The organism is Arthrobacter sp. KBS0702 (assembly GCF_005937985.2).
GTDB lineage: Bacteria > Actinomycetota > Actinomycetes > Actinomycetales > Micrococcaceae > Arthrobacter.
In genome coordinates this window covers 3481596-3496028 of sequence record NZ_CP042172.1, presented here as the reverse complement: position 1 = coordinate 3496028, position 14433 = coordinate 3481596, and the positions used below count along the sequence as shown (strand labels likewise).

Annotated in this window: 14 protein-coding genes; 7 read left to right on the top strand and 7 right to left on the bottom strand. The window is 67.0% G+C overall.

All coding sequences use genetic code 11. From position 1 onward, the window contains the following. Nucleotides 1-33 precede the first annotated feature (33 nt). From FFF93_RS16120 to FFF93_RS16100, 5 genes are all read right to left on the bottom strand, one after another. Entirely contained in the window at nt 34-798 is a 765-nt protein-coding gene (locus FFF93_RS16120; RefSeq protein WP_138768033.1) for a DeoR/GlpR family DNA-binding transcription regulator, read from the bottom strand. Further along, nucleotides 799-1803: a 4-hydroxythreonine-4-phosphate dehydrogenase PdxA gene (gene pdxA / locus FFF93_RS16115; RefSeq protein WP_138768034.1), complete on the bottom strand. Its 1005-nt coding sequence runs from the start codon at nt 1801-1803 to the stop codon at nt 799-801. Further along, on the bottom strand, nt 1803-2999 hold the full coding sequence (locus tag FFF93_RS16110; protein ID WP_138768035.1) for a four-carbon acid sugar kinase family protein: 1197 nt from the start codon (nt 2997-2999) through the stop codon (nt 1803-1805). The genes pdxA and FFF93_RS16110 overlap by 1 nt, the downstream gene beginning before the upstream one ends. Beyond that, entirely contained in the window at nt 2996-3985 is a 990-nt protein-coding gene (locus FFF93_RS16105; RefSeq protein ID WP_138768036.1) for a 2-keto-3-deoxygluconate permease, read from the bottom strand. Before FFF93_RS16105 ends, FFF93_RS16110 begins: the two co-directional genes overlap by 4 nt. A gap of 186 nt (nt 3986-4171) precedes the next feature. After that, nucleotides 4172-5692: an amidohydrolase gene (locus FFF93_RS16100; RefSeq protein ID WP_138768037.1), complete on the bottom strand. Its 1521-nt coding sequence runs from the start codon at nt 5690-5692 to the stop codon at nt 4172-4174. Between the two features lie 359 nt (nt 5693-6051). Between FFF93_RS16100 and FFF93_RS16095 the strand changes: the two genes are divergently transcribed. The 7 genes from FFF93_RS16095 to FFF93_RS16065 all read left to right on the top strand — a co-directional run bounded on the left by FFF93_RS16095 (nt 6052) and on the right by FFF93_RS16065 (nt 12304). After that, a complete protein-coding gene (locus FFF93_RS16095; RefSeq protein WP_138768038.1) occupies nt 6052-6432 on the top strand; it encodes a hypothetical protein in 381 nt (126 codons plus the stop codon). Continuing rightward, on the top strand, nt 6429-7484 hold the full coding sequence (locus tag FFF93_RS16090; RefSeq protein WP_138768039.1) for a zinc-dependent alcohol dehydrogenase family protein: 1056 nt from the start codon (nt 6429-6431) through the stop codon (nt 7482-7484). Before FFF93_RS16095 ends, FFF93_RS16090 begins: the two co-directional genes overlap by 4 nt. After that, the gene (locus FFF93_RS16085; RefSeq protein ID WP_138768040.1) at nt 7481-7930 is read left to right on the top strand and encodes a flavodoxin domain-containing protein; all 450 of its coding nucleotides are present in this window, start codon (nt 7481-7483) and stop codon (nt 7928-7930) included. Before FFF93_RS16090 ends, FFF93_RS16085 begins: the two co-directional genes overlap by 4 nt. Beyond that, nucleotides 7927-9633: a DUF4389 domain-containing protein gene (locus FFF93_RS16080; RefSeq protein WP_138768041.1), complete on the top strand. Its 1707-nt coding sequence runs from the start codon at nt 7927-7929 to the stop codon at nt 9631-9633. Before FFF93_RS16085 ends, FFF93_RS16080 begins: the two co-directional genes overlap by 4 nt. 97 nt (nt 9634-9730) lie before the next feature. Further along, on the top strand, nt 9731-10510 hold the full coding sequence (locus FFF93_RS16075; RefSeq protein ID WP_138768042.1) for an SDR family NAD(P)-dependent oxidoreductase: 780 nt from the start codon (nt 9731-9733) through the stop codon (nt 10508-10510). 111 nt (nt 10511-10621) lie between these two features. Then, nucleotides 10622-11350 carry an SGNH/GDSL hydrolase family protein gene (locus FFF93_RS16070; RefSeq protein ID WP_138768043.1) on the top strand — a complete coding sequence of 243 codons (729 nt, stop codon included), beginning with the start codon at nt 10622-10624 and terminating at the stop codon, nt 11348-11350. Between the two features lie 90 nt (nt 11351-11440). Beyond that, complete coding sequence (locus FFF93_RS16065; protein ID WP_261375198.1) at nt 11441-12304, top strand: cytochrome c oxidase assembly protein; 864 nt, start codon at nt 11441-11443, stop codon at nt 12302-12304. Between the two features lie 6 nt (nt 12305-12310). On the opposite strand, the gene FFF93_RS16060 is transcribed toward FFF93_RS16065, so the two are convergent. Together FFF93_RS16060 and FFF93_RS16055 are read right to left on the bottom strand one after the other, a co-directional pair. Continuing rightward, nucleotides 12311-13408, bottom strand: coding sequence for a sulfite oxidase (locus FFF93_RS16060; protein WP_138770311.1), 1098 nt, complete (start codon nt 13406-13408; stop codon nt 12311-12313). Nucleotides 13409-13577: 169 nt separating this feature from the next. Then, on the bottom strand, nt 13578-14432 hold the full coding sequence (locus FFF93_RS16055; RefSeq protein ID WP_138768045.1) for an SDR family oxidoreductase: 855 nt from the start codon (nt 14430-14432) through the stop codon (nt 13578-13580). Nucleotide 14433 lies beyond the last annotated feature (1 nt).

The following is a 14433-nucleotide window of genomic DNA, read 5'->3' as shown; positions in this document are numbered from 1 at the left end:
GGCCAGCCAGGGGAGATCTCCCGGGGCCCGGAGCTAGGCGGGTCCTGCCAGATGGATCTCCACGTTGCCCAGCGCCCGGAATGGAGCAAGCTGCTGTTCAGTCGCTTCGTCGTCCGTCACGAGGTGCCAGGGCCTGTCCAAGGCGGTCCACCAGTGCGAAGATTCCACGCCGAGTTTCGTTGAATCTGCCACGACATAGACGTCGCGGGCATTTTCGACCATGATCCGTTTGAGCGAGGCCTGCTCCGGCGTTCCTTCGGACACCCCGCGGGAGGCAGTGACGCCGTCCGCGCCCAGGAATGCGGCGTCCGCGGTGATCGAGGACATGACCTGCTCGGCAAGCGGTCCCACCATCCCGGAACTGACGTGGCGAAGCGTCCCGCCGATGACGATCAGCTCGATGCCGTCACTGTCTTCGAGCAGCTGTGTGGTCGTCAGGCCGTTGGTCACCACCGTGATCCCGGACCTGTCGGCAATCCTGCTGGCGACCGCACCCGCCGTCGTCCCGGCGTCGAAGATATTCACCGAACCCGGCTTCACAAACGTCGCCGCGAGGCGCCCGATGGCGGCCTTTTGCCGCGTGGCGATCTGCTCCCTCTCGCGGAGGCTCTTTTCGCCGGCGCCCGCCGTCCGGGCGCCACCGTAGGTGCGGAGGATCCGGCCGGCCTGGGCCAGTTGCTCGAAATCCCGGCGGATGGTCGAAAGGGAAACCCCGAAACGGCCGGCCAACTCTTCTACGCTGACCGGCCGCTCGGAAAGGACTGACGCAATCTCGCGTCTTCTCTCTTTTGCGTTCACTTACCGATTCTCTTCGCGCGACGGCGCCAAGTCCACCGCCTGCCGCAATGCTTCGAGCAGGGACTCATGGTCCGCGATGTTTTTACCGGCGATATCGAAGGCGGTGCCGTGGTCCACGGAGGTGCGGACAACGGGCAGGCCAACGGTGATGTTCACACCGTTCTCCAACCCCAGCACCTTGACCGGCCCGTGGCCCTGGTCGTGATACTGGGCGACGACGAGGTCGAAATCGCCGCGTCCGGCGAGGAAGAACAGCGTGTCCGCCGGCAGCGGCCCGAAGGCGTCGATCCCTTCGGCCTGTGCTTTTTCAATCCCGGGCTGGATCTTCTCGGCTTCTTCGCCGTAGCCAAAGAGTCCGTTTTCCCCCGCGTGCGGATTAATAGCGCACACAGCGATGCGGGGGTTTTCGATGCCCGAAGTGGTCAGGAGCTCATACCCCCGCTTAATGGTCCGGTAGACGAGATCGCCGTTGATCTTCGCAATAGCGTCGATCAGACCAATATGGGTCGTCACATGGATGACCCGCATTTTCGGGGCGGTCAGCATCATGGACACTTCTTCGGTGCCGGTCAGTTCGGCCAGGAGTTCGGTGTGTCCCGGATATTTGTGGCCGGCGGCATGCAGGGCCGCCTTATTAAGTGGGCCGGTGCAGATGGCATCGACCTCGCGGTTCATGGCCAGTTGCACGGCCTTTTCGATAAAGAGGTACGAGCCATGCCCCGCGGCGGCGGAGAGCTCACCCCACGACAGGTCCGCGGGAATGCAGTCAACGTCGAGGACATCGATGGTGCCGTCCTCGAAGAGTGCCTCGGCGGGACTGGTTACTTTGCGCAGGCTGAGCGGGCTCGAGACAACGCCCGCGGCCAGCCGCAGCCGCCGGAGGTCGCCGATTACCAGCATCCGGGCCCTGGACCGCACCTCTGTGTCGGCAAGTGCCTTGACGATGATTTCCGGGCCAATACCAGCCGCATCACCCATGGTGATGGCGACAATCGGGCGTCCCATTATTTGATACTCGTTTCACTCGTTGTATTTTTTAGAAATTGCGCGGTGCGGAGCAGTGTTCCGGCGTCGCCGAATGCGCCAGCCTTCGTGACCATCAGCGGCAAAGATCGGTCGAGTCGGCTTGCGACGACTCCGGGTTCAATTTCCCCGAGCACCGTAAAGCTGGTGACGCCGAGTTCCGCGAGCACGGCCGTAGCCGTCTCACCGCCGGTGAGCAGGAGCGCCCCGCACTTGCTTCCTGCCGCGGCCGTGGCGGACGCCAGGGCACCCGCCACGGCAGCCGCCTGGGATTTGTCCAAGGGACCCGAGGGATCCGGCGTCAGCACTGCATCGCCGTCGTCCAGGGCCTCGAGAAGTTCAACGTGGACCGCCGGATCCGCGAAGTCCTCGTGGTTCAGCTTCACGTGGCGGACGCCAGCCGCCACGAGCTGCTGGACTTGGCTCTTGGCCAGCGGGGAGTAGCTGCCGATCACCAGCAGCGTCCTGGCGACGTCCCGATCCGAGGCCAGCGGGAGGCCGCTGACAGATCCGCGCACTTCGATCTGGCCCGCCAGGCCGCCCGAGCCGGCCAGCAGGGTGGGGACCTCCATGATTTCCGCGGCCGTCGCGATGATCCGGAGGTCATCGTCGGATTGGGCGTCGACGACGGCGGCGCGGACCCCGCGACGGTGCAGCTCGGTCAGCCGTCCTGCGAGGTCCTCCGGGTGCCGGCCGGGGCCGACGGTGACGGTCTCCGCGCTGAGGCCCCCCGCGGCGAGTGCCTGGCGAATGTCGCCGCCATACTTGCCCTCCGCGTTGGCCTCGCCGTCGACATGCACAACCCCGTTGATCGTGGTTCGTCCGGTCGCGGGGAAAGCGGGAGCGACGATCACCAGCGCGTGCCCGGAGACGGCGGAAGCGGCCGCGGCCAGTTCAGCACCCACGTTCCCGCGGAGCAGGGAGTCGAGTTTCTTGAACACCCGACGTCCCTGCCCCAGCGCCCTGCCCACGGCGTGTCCGACAGCCGCGGCCGCCTCGCCTTCGGACAAGTAGCGGCTTTCGGTGTTGATGGCCAGTATCCCGGATCCGGGCCATTCCCCGTCCAGCTCCAGGACAACGGAACTCGTATGCGTGGGACCATAGGCGGCCGCGGCGTCCGCCGCCCCCGTGAGGTCATCCGCAACGATTGCCCAGTCTGAGTGCGCGTGTTTGCTCATACTGCGTGCGCCGGAACCCTCGCGTCGGAGTGGTCCTTGGCCTTGAGGCGTTTGGCGTACCACGCGACGATCAGCGGGCAGCCGATGGCTGTGACAACGACGGAGGCTGCCACCAGCACGGTCGCTGGCCCGGCGGCAGGCAGATAGGCCGGATTGGCTGCGGCAACCAGCATCGGGACGGTCGCCGCATTGCCTGCGGTGGTGGCGGCGGCCAGCCCGGCCAGGCCGGATCCGCCGGTCAATTTGTCGGCAAAGAACAGCACGGCGCCGCCGACGAAGAGGACGAACAGGCCGAGGACCAGTCCGAGGAGCCCGGCGCTGAGCACCTTTTCCAGGTTGAGTCCGAATCCCAGGGCGAGGGCAAAGAAAGGAATCAGCACCGGCGCGGCTGCTGACAGGAACTTCCGCATCGCAGGATCCAGCGCTCCGAGGATGGCGCCCAGCAGCAGCGGGATGATGGCACCCACGAGGGCCTGCCAAGGAAACGCCGAGAGTCCCGCCACGCCGAGGGTCAGCATCGTCAGGAACGGGCCGGACTCCAGGGTCATCACCGAATAGGCCGCAACGTCCTTGGGCTTGCCGTACTGACCCATCAGGGCCATGTACATGCCGCCGTTGGTGTCGTTGAGGGCCGCCAGGATGGCCACGACCGAGAGCCCGCTCAGAAGGCCTCCGTCGATGGGAAGCTCGCCCAGGAACCGGCCGGCGACGATGCCGACGATCACGGCGAAGAGGACCTTGCTGCCGAATAGAACCCCGCCCTTTTTCAAGATGTAGGGCGTCGCCTTGATGTCGATGCTCGCGCCCATGCAGACGTAGAACACCGCAAGGATGGTGGTGCCGCCGGTGAAGAGCGCTCCCGTGAAGGAGCCGAAGAAGGCCGCGGAACCCGGAGCAAAGGTGGCAAGAAGGGCGCCGATCAGAAGCGGGACCAGCATCATGCCACCCGGAACCTTCTCCATGGTGGCCTTGATTGGTACGGACATGTTCAACCTCATTGTTGTTGGAAGACCGAGCCACCACGGCATCGATCACATGGATCCTAGAACGAACTGCATGATTCGCGCAATACTTTTGCGCGAAACACGCATTTTTGGACAATGAGGCATCAGTGCCGGGCAGTTACTCCGGCGGGCAGTTACTCCGCCCAGAAACGGCCGTGCGGGCCGGGGTCAGACGCCCCGGTGCGTGAACTGCCCGGCCACGAGCGTTGCGGCCACCGGCATCGCGGCAAATTCGGCGTCGGAGGCGGCCAGCGGGTCGGCGTCGAGCACGACGACGTCGGCCGGGTCTCCGACGTTGATCCGGCGCCGTCCGCGGGAGGAGGCCGCCAGCGCCTCCTCCCGGGTCAGGGCCTGCTCCAGGTGCCAGGGTTCGCGGCCATCCTGCCGGGCGCGGGTGGTGGCGGCGGACATGGCGGTCCACGGTTCGAGCGGTGCAACCGGTGCGTCGGAGCCGAGGGCCAGCGTGGCCCCGGCGTCGAGCAGGGAACGGAGCGGGAACGCCCGTTCCGTTCGGCCGGCCCAGTTGGAGTCCGCGGCGTCGCGGTCATCGAGCGCGTGGGCGGGCTGAACGCTGGCAGTGATGCCCAGTTCGCCGAACCGCGCGAAGTCCTGCCGCCGGACAAACTGGGCATGCTCAATCCGGCCCCGGATCCCGGCCGCCGCGAAGGCATTCAGCGCCACCTCGTTGGCGCCGTCGCCGATCGCGTGCACCGCCGGGACGAACCCGGATGCGCGCGCCTTGACCAGGCGGTCCTGCAGGTCCGCCTCGCTGACCGTGAGCAGGCCGCGGCCGCCGTGCGGGTACGGGTCCACGCAGTATGCCGTGCGGGTGTTGAGGGAGCCGTCGATCAGTACCTTCAACGGACCTACCCGCAGGAGTCCTCCGCCCTCCGGAATCACCTGGCCGGTCGTCATCCCCTCGCCCATCGCGCGGTCCAGGTCCTGCGGGTAGACCCCGGCATCCACCCGGTGGGAATCAAAGCCGGCCGCGATCCGGCGGAGCCAGGTGTCCCGGTTCCACACCATCTCGAAGTCGACAATCCCCACAATTCCGCGGGCCGCGGCCGCCCTGCCGGCGTCGCGGACCATGGCATCGACCACCTCGTCGGGCAGGCGCCCCAGTTCCCGGGTCAGTTCAAAGGCAGGCTCCTCGCGGAGCAGCCCGTCCGCATTTACGGCCACCCGGTAGCGGGCCGCCGCGGCACTGTTGAGCCAGACGCAGTGCAGATCGTGGCTGATCAGCGCCGTCGGGACGCCCGCGGTCGCGCCGTCGAGCAGTTCAAGACTCGGCGTGTCCGCCCAAACGGCATCCCGGAACCCGACCCCCACCAGCGTCCGGCCGCCGGCCGGATCGCCGCCGGATTCCGCCGTGGTGGAAGCCTCAAGACGGGAACGCACGACGGCGGCCGCCTCCCGGGCCGAGGACGCGCCGGACAGATCGATCCGGCCGGCTGCCAGGGCCCACTGGGTCATGTGGACATGCTCATCCCACAGCCCCGGGATCACGTAGCGCTCGTCGAGATCCACCACCCGGGAAGCAGGCGGGAATTTTGCCTGCGGGCCGGACGGCACAATCTGGGCAACCTTGCCGTCTGTAATGAAAATGTCACAAAGCGTCTTTTTGCCCGGCTGCCGCACCGAAGCGAGAACAAGGCCCGACACGGCGGCGGGGAAGGCTGATTTCGGCATAGGGACAAGGCTAGGGGCGCATCCGGATGGCAGCAATTCGCACCACACTGGCCACTGCTCCCACATGGCTCCCAGCGCGGTCCGGCACCGCCGAAGGCAAGGGACTTTCGCCCCCTTGCCCGAGTCCGACGGGGCGGTCATTCTGGAGTTGGGGCGGTTCCTGCACGGCAATTGGGGGATGAACCGCTCGATAGGAAGTATCGGTCTCGCGCTAGGACCTGGGGTGAGGAAATGGCAATTGCACTTTCCGGCTTGGGCAGGAAAGGCAGGAGACCGGCCAAGATGTGTATCAAATTCCGAATCGAATTAGAGCGTCCAACAACCGCAGCAGCCCCTGGCATCCGGAGCTCTGAGGCGTAATGAGTCAGTTGCGCCACCTCAATCATGCCAGCCGGGCCCGCGCCTACCACGCGCACCCATCCCACGGTGATCCGCGGATCAAGGTTGTCATCCGGATCGACAGCGCGGAGGAGTCCGCGCGAGTGGAAGTGCGCGGCGTCGTAACGACCGCCAACATCCGCGCCCTTTACGTCGTCTGCCGCCGCGTGACCTCTAAACTCGCGAGCTACGAGATCGTCGTGGACCTGGCGCATGCCCGGGTTACCGCCGCGGCCTTTGAGGAACTCCGCGAGCATGCGCGCCAGTCCATTGTCTCCTCCGGCATCGACACCTCTGTCACCCCGTGCCGCCTGCGGATCGTCGATCCGCCGGTCATCCTCAGAACCAAGGAGCTTGCGTGAAAGCCCTCGTGTATGGCGGCCCGGGAGAGAAATCCTGGACGGACGTTCCTGATCCGGTAATCCAGAACCCGTCGGATGTGATCGTCAAGGTGGACACCACCACCATCTGCGGAACGGACCTCCACATCCTCAAAGGCGATGTGCCCGCGGTGACCAAGGGCCGGATCCTCGGGCATGAGGGCGTAGGCACCATCACCGAGACTGGTTCCTCGGTGACCGGACTCAAAGTGGGGGACAGGGTCATCATTTCCTGCATCAAATCGTGCGGGCATTGCGCCAACTGCAGGACCGGCCTCTACTCGCACTGCATGGGCGAGGAGGGTCAATCCGGGACCGGCTGGGTTTTTGGACACCTGATCGACGGAACGCAGGCCGAATACGTCCGCGTCCCGTACGCCGAAAACTCGCTGCACCTGCTGCCGGCGGGAGTGAGCGATGAGCAGGCCGTGATGCTCTCCGATATCCTGCCCACCGGGTTTGAGATCGGGGTGCAGTACGGCCGGGTCAAGCCCGGGGACACCGTGGCCGTGATCGGCGCCGGCCCGGTCGGTCTTGCCGCCATCGCTACAGCGGGACTCTACGGAGCGGCCACCATCATCGCGGTCGACCTGGATGCGAACCGGCTGGAAAAGTCCCGCGAGTTCGGCGCCACCGACGTCGTGCTCTCCGGTGACGCCGACTGGAAGGACCAGGTTCTGGCCCTGACCGATGGCCAGGGGGTGGATGTGGCCATCGAGGCTGTCGGCATCCCGGCGACCTTCAGCATGTGCACGGACATCGTCCGGCCCGGCGGCAATGTGGCCAATGTGGGGGTGCATGGCAAGCCTGTGGAGCTGCACGTGGAAGATCTCTGGATTCAGAACATCAACATCAGCATGGGCCTGGTCAATGCCAACACCACCCCGATGTTGCTGAAACTCGTGGCCCAAAAGAAGCTTCCGGCCGAGAAATTCGCCACCCACCACTTCACCTTCGACCAGTTTCTGGACGCCTATGACACTTTTGCCCGCGCGGCGGAGACGAAAGCCTTGAAAGTGGTGATCACGGCATGAAGGCCCACGTCGTCTACGACTCAGCGTTCGGCAATACCAAGTCTGTGGCGGAGGCCGTCGCCGGTTCGCTCGGCGCACTCGACGCCACCCCTGTGGCGGTCAGCGACTTCCGGCCCGACGACCTGGCCGCCGGCGACCTGCTGGTCCTCGGCAGCCCCATTAATGGCTGGCGTCCGACGCCGAAGATCACCGAACTGCTCTCGAACCTGGGCGGCGGTCATCTCAAGGGGGTCAAAGCGGCCGCTTTCGACACCCGCGTCCGGATGTTCATCCACGGCGACGCGGCCAAGAAGATGGCGCACGCGCTCCGGGACAACGGCGCCGATATCATTTCCGAGCCAATGCCGTTCTACGTCCAAGGCAGCGAGGGGCCACTGCGTCCCGGCGAAATCGAGAAGGCGGAACGATGGGGCAAGTCACTGCTGGAGGCGTTGGACCGGCCATGAAACCGGGCCGGATTGTCCTCCTGGTGCTCGGCACGCTTTTCGCGTTGCTGGGCCTGGGACTTCTGGCCGGGGCCGGCTTCACCGGCTGGGCCAACTATCAACAGCGCGACGGCCGCTACTTCACCACGCCGTCGGAGCGCTACACGGCGGACTCCTACGCACTGACCTCGCCGCGGCTGGACATCATGACCGATGCCCGGCCCGGAATCGACCCGGCCGTGATCCCTGGCAGCGTGATGCTTCGCGGCTCCACGGCCGACTCAGCGCGGCAAATCTTCATCGGCATCGCGCCGCAGGCGGATGTGGCAAAGTACCTGACCGACGTCAGGCACGCCGAGCTCACCGAGGTCCGCTTCTCGCCCTTCCGGGCCGAATACCGGGATGTGTCCGGCACTAAACCGCCGGCCCGGCCGGCCGACCAAACGTTTTGGACGGCCTCCGCCACCGGCGCCGGCAGTCAGGAACTGAAGTGGGACCTGCGCCCCGGGAACTGGGCCGTGGTGATCATGAATGCCGACGCGAGCAGCCCGGTGTCCGTGGATCTCCGCGGGGGCGCGCGCTCGGACCTGCTCTGGCCGGTTTTCCTCGGGCTGCTGATCGGCGGCATTGTGCTCCTGGCCGTCGGCGTCCCGCTGATCGTGGCCGGTGCGGCCGGGCTGGGACGCGGCGGCCCGCCACAGGGACCCGGGCAGCAGCCGCACCCCGGGGCCCCCTACGCGTCGGCAGCCTCCACGGGGCAGCCGTACAGCGGGGCCTCCCCGCCGCCGGGCAGCTACGTCTATCCGGCGCGCCTCAGCGGCTATCTGGACCCGCACCTGTCCCGTTGGCTATGGCTGGTCAAGTGGTTCCTCGCGATCCCGCACTACATCGTGCTGTTCTTCCTGTGGTTCGCCTTCGTCGTCACCACGATCGTGGCCGGGTTCGCCATCCTCTTTACCGGCCGCTACCCGCGCTCGCTGTTCAACTTCAACGTGGGTGTGATCCGCTGGAGCTGGCGGGTGGCCTTCTATTCCTACGCGGCGATCGGTACGGACCAGTATCCCCCGTTCACGCTCGCCCGCACCGGATACCCAGCGGACTTCGACGTCGACTATCCGGAGAAGCTCTCCCACGGACTGGTCCTGGTGAAGTCCTGGCTGCTGGCCATTCCGCACCTGCTGATCGTTGGGGTGCTGACGGGGACCACGCGTGTCTGGGGCGGCCGGGAGGGTTATTGGGACGACGGACGATGGATCCAGCAGAACGCCGGCATCTCGCTGATCGGGCTTCTGGTGATTATCGCTGGCGTCATCCTGCTGTTTACCGGCCAGTACTGGCGCGGCCTCTTCGACCTGCTGATGGGCCTGAACCGCTGGATCTACCGGGTCATCACCTACGTGGCCCTGATGCGGGATGAATACCCGCCTTTCCACCTGGACATGGGCCCCACCGACCCGGGTGACCCGCAGCCGCTGGCGCCCGCCGGACCGCCGGCGCCCCCCGCCTACGGCCAAACGGCCCCCGCCGCAGGGCCGCCCCAGCAGGGCCAGGCGGCTCAGCCCCCTGGTTTCTACGGTATCGGCGGTCCCTCCGCGTCAGTTCCACCGGAGTTGCATGAGGGCCGCGGCGGTCCGGACAGTCCCCCGCCGCCCGGGCCCGGAAACGGCCCGGGCGCCGGCCCGCCGCCAGATCCTCGGCAAGGATCCGGCCCGCCGCGCCCCTAAACCCGGCCAGGACGCCCGCCCCCACCCCCTTGCCACCGGAGTCCGGCGAGAACATAGTTGAGGGAATTCACCACTCCGCGGCGGGAGGCAGGGACAGATGCTGACGAACCAAGTGCCGGCTGGCGGCCTACTGCAGGGCAAAACCGCACTGATCTACGGTGCCGGAGGGTCGATCGGGGGAGCGGTGTCCCGGGCTTTCGCCGCCGAGGGCGCCGCCGTCTATCTCGCCGGCCGCACCGAATCGCGGCTGGAGAAAGTAGCCCGGGACATCAGGGAGGACGGCGGACGGGCGGACGTCGCCGTCGTCGACGCCCTGGACGAGGAGCAGGTGGAGTCCTTTGTTGATTCGGTGGTCAAGAAGACCAAACGGATCGACATTTCTTTCAACGCCATCTCCTTCGGCGACATCCAGCAGCCCCTGATGGAAATCGACGTGAACGACTTCACCCAGCCGATCACCCTTGCCACCCGCACCCACTTCCTGACCACCCGGGCCGCGGCTGGCCACATGCTCAAGCAGAAGTCCGGGGTTGTGCTGATGTTCGGCGGGTCCGGCCCGCAGACCATGGCCGGACTTGGCGGGTTCAAGGTGGCCCTGGATGCGATGGAGGGGCTCCGGCGGCAGTGGGCGATGGAGCTGGGAAGGTACGGCGTGCGGGTTGTCACCATGGTGAGCGGCGGCATCATCGAGACCATTCCCTGGCAGGTGGAGGGGCGGGAGGAGATCGTGGTGGAGATCGCTAAGGCCGCGCACCTGAACCGCACGGCCACCCTGGCGGATGTCGGCAACGTGGCGAGCTTCATCGCCTCGGACAAGGCCGGCGCCATCACGGACGCCACCATCAACATTTCCAGCGGTGCCATCGTGGACTATTAGCCGGGGTTCTCGCAGCCTCCGGCAATACCCACGAAACATTCAACACGGGACAATGGTTGCAGAGCGGCACCGCACGGGGCGCCGGTGAAGTTCAGGCGGGAGGCGGGAGCTATGACGATCAGCCCGCTGCCGCGTAAACGACACAGACGACACAGCTGGCCCGTTGCGGCGGGCGTGGCGGCCTGCCTGGCAGCTGCGGCGCTTGCCTGCGCGGCGCAGCCGGTCGTCACGGCTGCCCCGGCGGTGCGGGTGGTGGTTGTTGGCGATTCGCTGAGCACCGGGCACGGAACCTCGCCCCAGTACGCGTGGCCGGCCCTGATCCGGACGGACCCCCGCCTCGCCGGATTCCAGGTGGTCAATGCCGCGGAGAACGGCAGCGGCTACGTCAGGCCTGGCGACACCGACGGTACTTTCGGCAGCCAGGTCGACCAGTTCGTCACCCGGGACACCGGCGTCGTGGTGTTTTTCGGCTCCGAGAACGACCTTGACTACGATCCGGCGGCCGTCGGAGCTGCGGCCTTTGCGGCCATCACCCACGCCGAAGCCGTGGCCCCCGCTGCGAAGATCATCGTGGTGGGTCCGCCGTCGTACTCGACCGACGCGGACCAGGGCCTCCTGGAGATCCGGGGCCAGCTCAAGTCCGCGGCTCAGGGGGCAGGCGCCGAATTTGTCGATCCGATTGCCGAAGGCTGGATCAGCGACGACGTCGAGGACCTGATCGGACCCGACGGCGACCATCCCACCGTCGCCGGGCAGCAATACCTCTTGGAGCACATCGCTGCCGTCATCGAGCAGGCGGCGCAGCAGCCCGTTGCGGAGCCCGGACGCGCGTCGGAGTGAGCGCCCGCGGAGTAGGCGCCCGCGGGGTCGCTTGCCGGGCAAACTCCTAGGAAGCTCAGCTACCCTCAGCCCGTGCCACCTTTCGATGTCGTGATAACTGCCTGGCAGATTGACTGGACCGCCGCGGCGGTCATTGTGTCCTCGGGCGTGCTGTACGCTCTCGCGCTGAGGGCTGCGGCCAACAAGGGCCGGAACTGGCCTCTGTGGCGGACGGCCGCGTTCTACGTCCTGGGTCTCGGCTCCCTCACGGTGCTTACGTGCGGATTCCCGGGCGCGTACAGTGCCGAGCTCCGCTGGGCCTTCACCTTGAAGATCACGCTGATGCTCTTCGTCGTTCCGCTTTTGATCGGGTTGGGGAAGCCCATCTCCCTGGCCCGCATGGCACTCAGCGATCGGGGGATAGCCGGGCTAGATGCGGTGCTGTCGAACCGGCTGGTCCGGTTCGTGAGCAACTCGCTGGCGGCGCCGTTGCTCGGGCTCGCGCTCTTCTCAACGTTTCTGACTCCGGCGTTCTACACGCTGCGCACGAACCCGGTGGCCGAGGCGCTCCTGACTGTCGGCATTCCCCTGCTCGGCCTGCTTATGGCGCTTCCCATCATTGAAGAAGCGGACTTCCATCGTTCCAGCGCTTTCATCACGCTGGAGTTTGTCTTCGTCTTTATTGAGCTGCTGATCGATGCGGTGCCCGGAATACTGTTGCGCCTGAACGGACAGGTCCTCGACCACGTTGCAACGCGGCAGGCGGGCCCCAGCTGGATTCCCGATCCCCTGCGCGACCAGCAACTCGCGGGAGACGTTTTGTGGTTCATCTGTGAAATCGTGGACCTGCCGCTGATCATCCTGATGTTCATGCGGTTCTCCCGGACGGACAAACGCGAGGCGCGGGGCTTCGACGAGCTGACTGACAGCCAACTCGATGAACTGAATGCCGAGCACCTGAGACGCGGCCGCTAGCGCCGCCTATTCCACGGTGACTTTGACCCGCTGCACCACGTTGTTCCCCATGCCCTGGTAATTCCACACCGGCTCGAGGGGCTGGGTGGCGCCGCTGGCGTCCGTGGCGCGGCAGGAGAGTTCGTGCTGCCCGGGATCCGCCACCCACGGCATCGACCAGGCGGACCAGGCGAACGGCGCCGCAGGGTGCTCCAGCTGTGCGGGTGCCCACTGGCCGTCGATGCCTACCTCGACCCGCTGGACGGCGCCGTGGCCGGACCAGGCCCGTCCGGTCAGCATCACGGGGCCCGCGGGCAGGAACCGCTGCCGGGTGAAGAAATCGGGAACCCCCGGCGGGACCATCAGCGAGCGGACCTTGATCCACGTGACCGGCGTGCCGGCGTCGTCCGCGTCCTGCTGGTAGCGATAGGCGACGGACTGCTGGAAGCCCTCGAAGGGCTTGGCCAGCACCTTGATCGAGGCGAGCCATTTGACACTGGCCATGCCGTACCAGCCAGGGACCACGAGCCGCAGCGGGTAGCCGTGCTGCGGCGGCAGTGCGGCGCCGTTCATCTCGTACGCCAGCACGACGTCGGCCCGCAGCGCCTCGCTGACCGGCAGGCTCCGCGCGTACTGCTGGCGAATCCCGCCCTGGATTCCGGCGTCGGCACCGGTGAAGGCGACCTCGACGGCGTCCTCATCCACCCCCGCCTGGGTCAGCAGGTAGGCCAGGGGCACCCCGGTCCAGACGGCGGTGCCGACGCCCTCCATCATCCAGGGCTGGCTCAGGGGCCGCGGCTTCAGCAGCGACCGGCCATTGCCGGCGCATTCCAAGGTGACCGGGACACTGATGCTCGGCGCCCGGCGCAGGGCCCGGAGGTTCAGTTCCAGCGACCGCTGCACGGCCCCACCGATCCGCAGGTGCCACCCTTCCCCGTCGACGGCCGGGATGTCGAAGTGGTCCAGCAGGTAGTGCAGCCCGGGCGGTGTCACGTCGTTGCGGAGGGCCTCGAGCGGCATCGAATGGTTCCGGACCGCGAGTTGCAGCTCCTCGGCCGTGAGGGGTCCGTGGCTGGGTTCGCCGGGGTGTGCTGCCAGCTGTTGCGTCTGCCGGCGCCGGGCCATGACGGGGGAGGTGTGCTTGGACAATTGTTTGGGCATGGGATTGCGATTCTGTTCCGGACCAGCCCGGTTTTGGACCGGTGTCACCGTCTTCAGGTCTACGCCGCGGCCCTGAAGCCGTCAATACCGCCCCGCCCCGCCCCGCTGCTCCGCCGCCGCCCGGGCAGTGCGGCTACAGGGTGTGCGCCTCGGCCAGGAATTCGGCCAGCCCCAGCGGTTCCCGTCCGGTCAGTTCGTGCACGGCCGACGTCGGTCCCGCCAGTTCGCCGGCGGCTATGGCGGTGTAGGTGCTGACCCAGGCGTCCACCTGCCAGGGTGGTGCCCCGTAGGGTTTCCGGGAAGCGTACGCTTCCTCGACGGTCTCGTTGTGGTAGTTGATGGTGCGGCCGGTGCCGGCGGTCAGCAGCTCCGCGGCGGCGGAAAGCGAAATGTCTTCAGGTCCCGTCAGGTCATAGCTCCGGCCCACGTGCAGCGCCGGGTCACTCAGCACGGTCAGGGCCGAGCGGGCGATGTCCGCCCGGGCCACGGCCGCCATCACGCCGTCCCCGGCCGGGCCGCGGATCACGCCGTCCTCGCCGGCCAGCAGCGGCAGGAAGTCGAGATAGAAGTTGTCACGCAGGATCGTGTAATCCATGCCGGACGCCTTGATCCGTTCCTCGGTGGCGTAGTGGTCGCGTCCCAGCGTGAAGGTGCACCTGGGCGCGGCGCCGAAGAATGAGGTGTACACGATGTGCTGTACCCCGGCCTCGGCCGCCGCATCGACGAAGGCGTAGTGCTGTTGCAGACGGTCCTCGGCCTCGGCGGCGGAGACCATAAAGAGGGTTTTCACCCCGGCCAGGGCCGCCCTGGACTGAGCCGGGTCGGCGTAGCTGGCGACGACCGGCACGGCGCCGTCGAGTTCCGGGGCGCGGCGGGCGTCGCGCACGAGGAGCCTTTGGGGGCTGCCCACCGCCGACAGCAGCCGGGCCACCTGGCCGCCGAGCTGTCCGGTGGATCCGGTGACGGCGAGTTCCGGCAGCGTCGCCATG

What these genes read in the sequence shown, in the direction of transcription:
- FFF93_RS16105 (WP_138768036.1), bottom strand. Translation starts at nt 3,985, where the DNA reads ATGTCCGTACCAATCAAGGCCACCATGGAGAAGGTTCCGGGTGGCATG.
- pdxA (WP_138768034.1), bottom strand. Translation starts at nt 1,803, where the DNA reads ATGGGACGCCCGATTGTCGCCATCACCATGGGTGATGCGGCTGGTATT.
- FFF93_RS16110 (WP_138768035.1), bottom strand. Translation starts at nt 2,999, where the DNA reads ATGAGCAAACACGCGCACTCAGACTGGGCAATCGTTGCGGATGACCTC.
- FFF93_RS16085 (WP_138768040.1), top strand. Translation starts at nt 7,481, where the DNA reads ATGAAGGCCCACGTCGTCTACGACTCAGCGTTCGGCAATACCAAGTCT.
- FFF93_RS16060 (WP_138770311.1), bottom strand. Translation starts at nt 13,408, where the DNA reads ATGGCCCGGCGCCGGCAGACGCAACAGCTGGCAGCACACCCCGGCGAA.
- FFF93_RS16075 (WP_138768042.1), top strand. Translation starts at nt 9,731, where the DNA reads ATGCTGACGAACCAAGTGCCGGCTGGCGGCCTACTGCAGGGCAAAACC.
- FFF93_RS16100 (WP_138768037.1), bottom strand. Translation starts at nt 5,692, where the DNA reads ATGCCGAAATCAGCCTTCCCCGCCGCCGTGTCGGGCCTTGTTCTCGCT.
- FFF93_RS16080 (WP_138768041.1), top strand. Translation starts at nt 7,927, where the DNA reads ATGAAACCGGGCCGGATTGTCCTCCTGGTGCTCGGCACGCTTTTCGCG.
- FFF93_RS16055 (WP_138768045.1), bottom strand. Translation starts at nt 14,432, where the DNA reads ATGGCGACGCTGCCGGAACTCGCCGTCACCGGATCCACCGGACAGCTC.
- FFF93_RS16095 (WP_138768038.1), top strand. Translation starts at nt 6,052, where the DNA reads ATGAGTCAGTTGCGCCACCTCAATCATGCCAGCCGGGCCCGCGCCTAC.
- FFF93_RS16070 (WP_138768043.1), top strand. Translation starts at nt 10,622, where the DNA reads ATGACGATCAGCCCGCTGCCGCGTAAACGACACAGACGACACAGCTGG.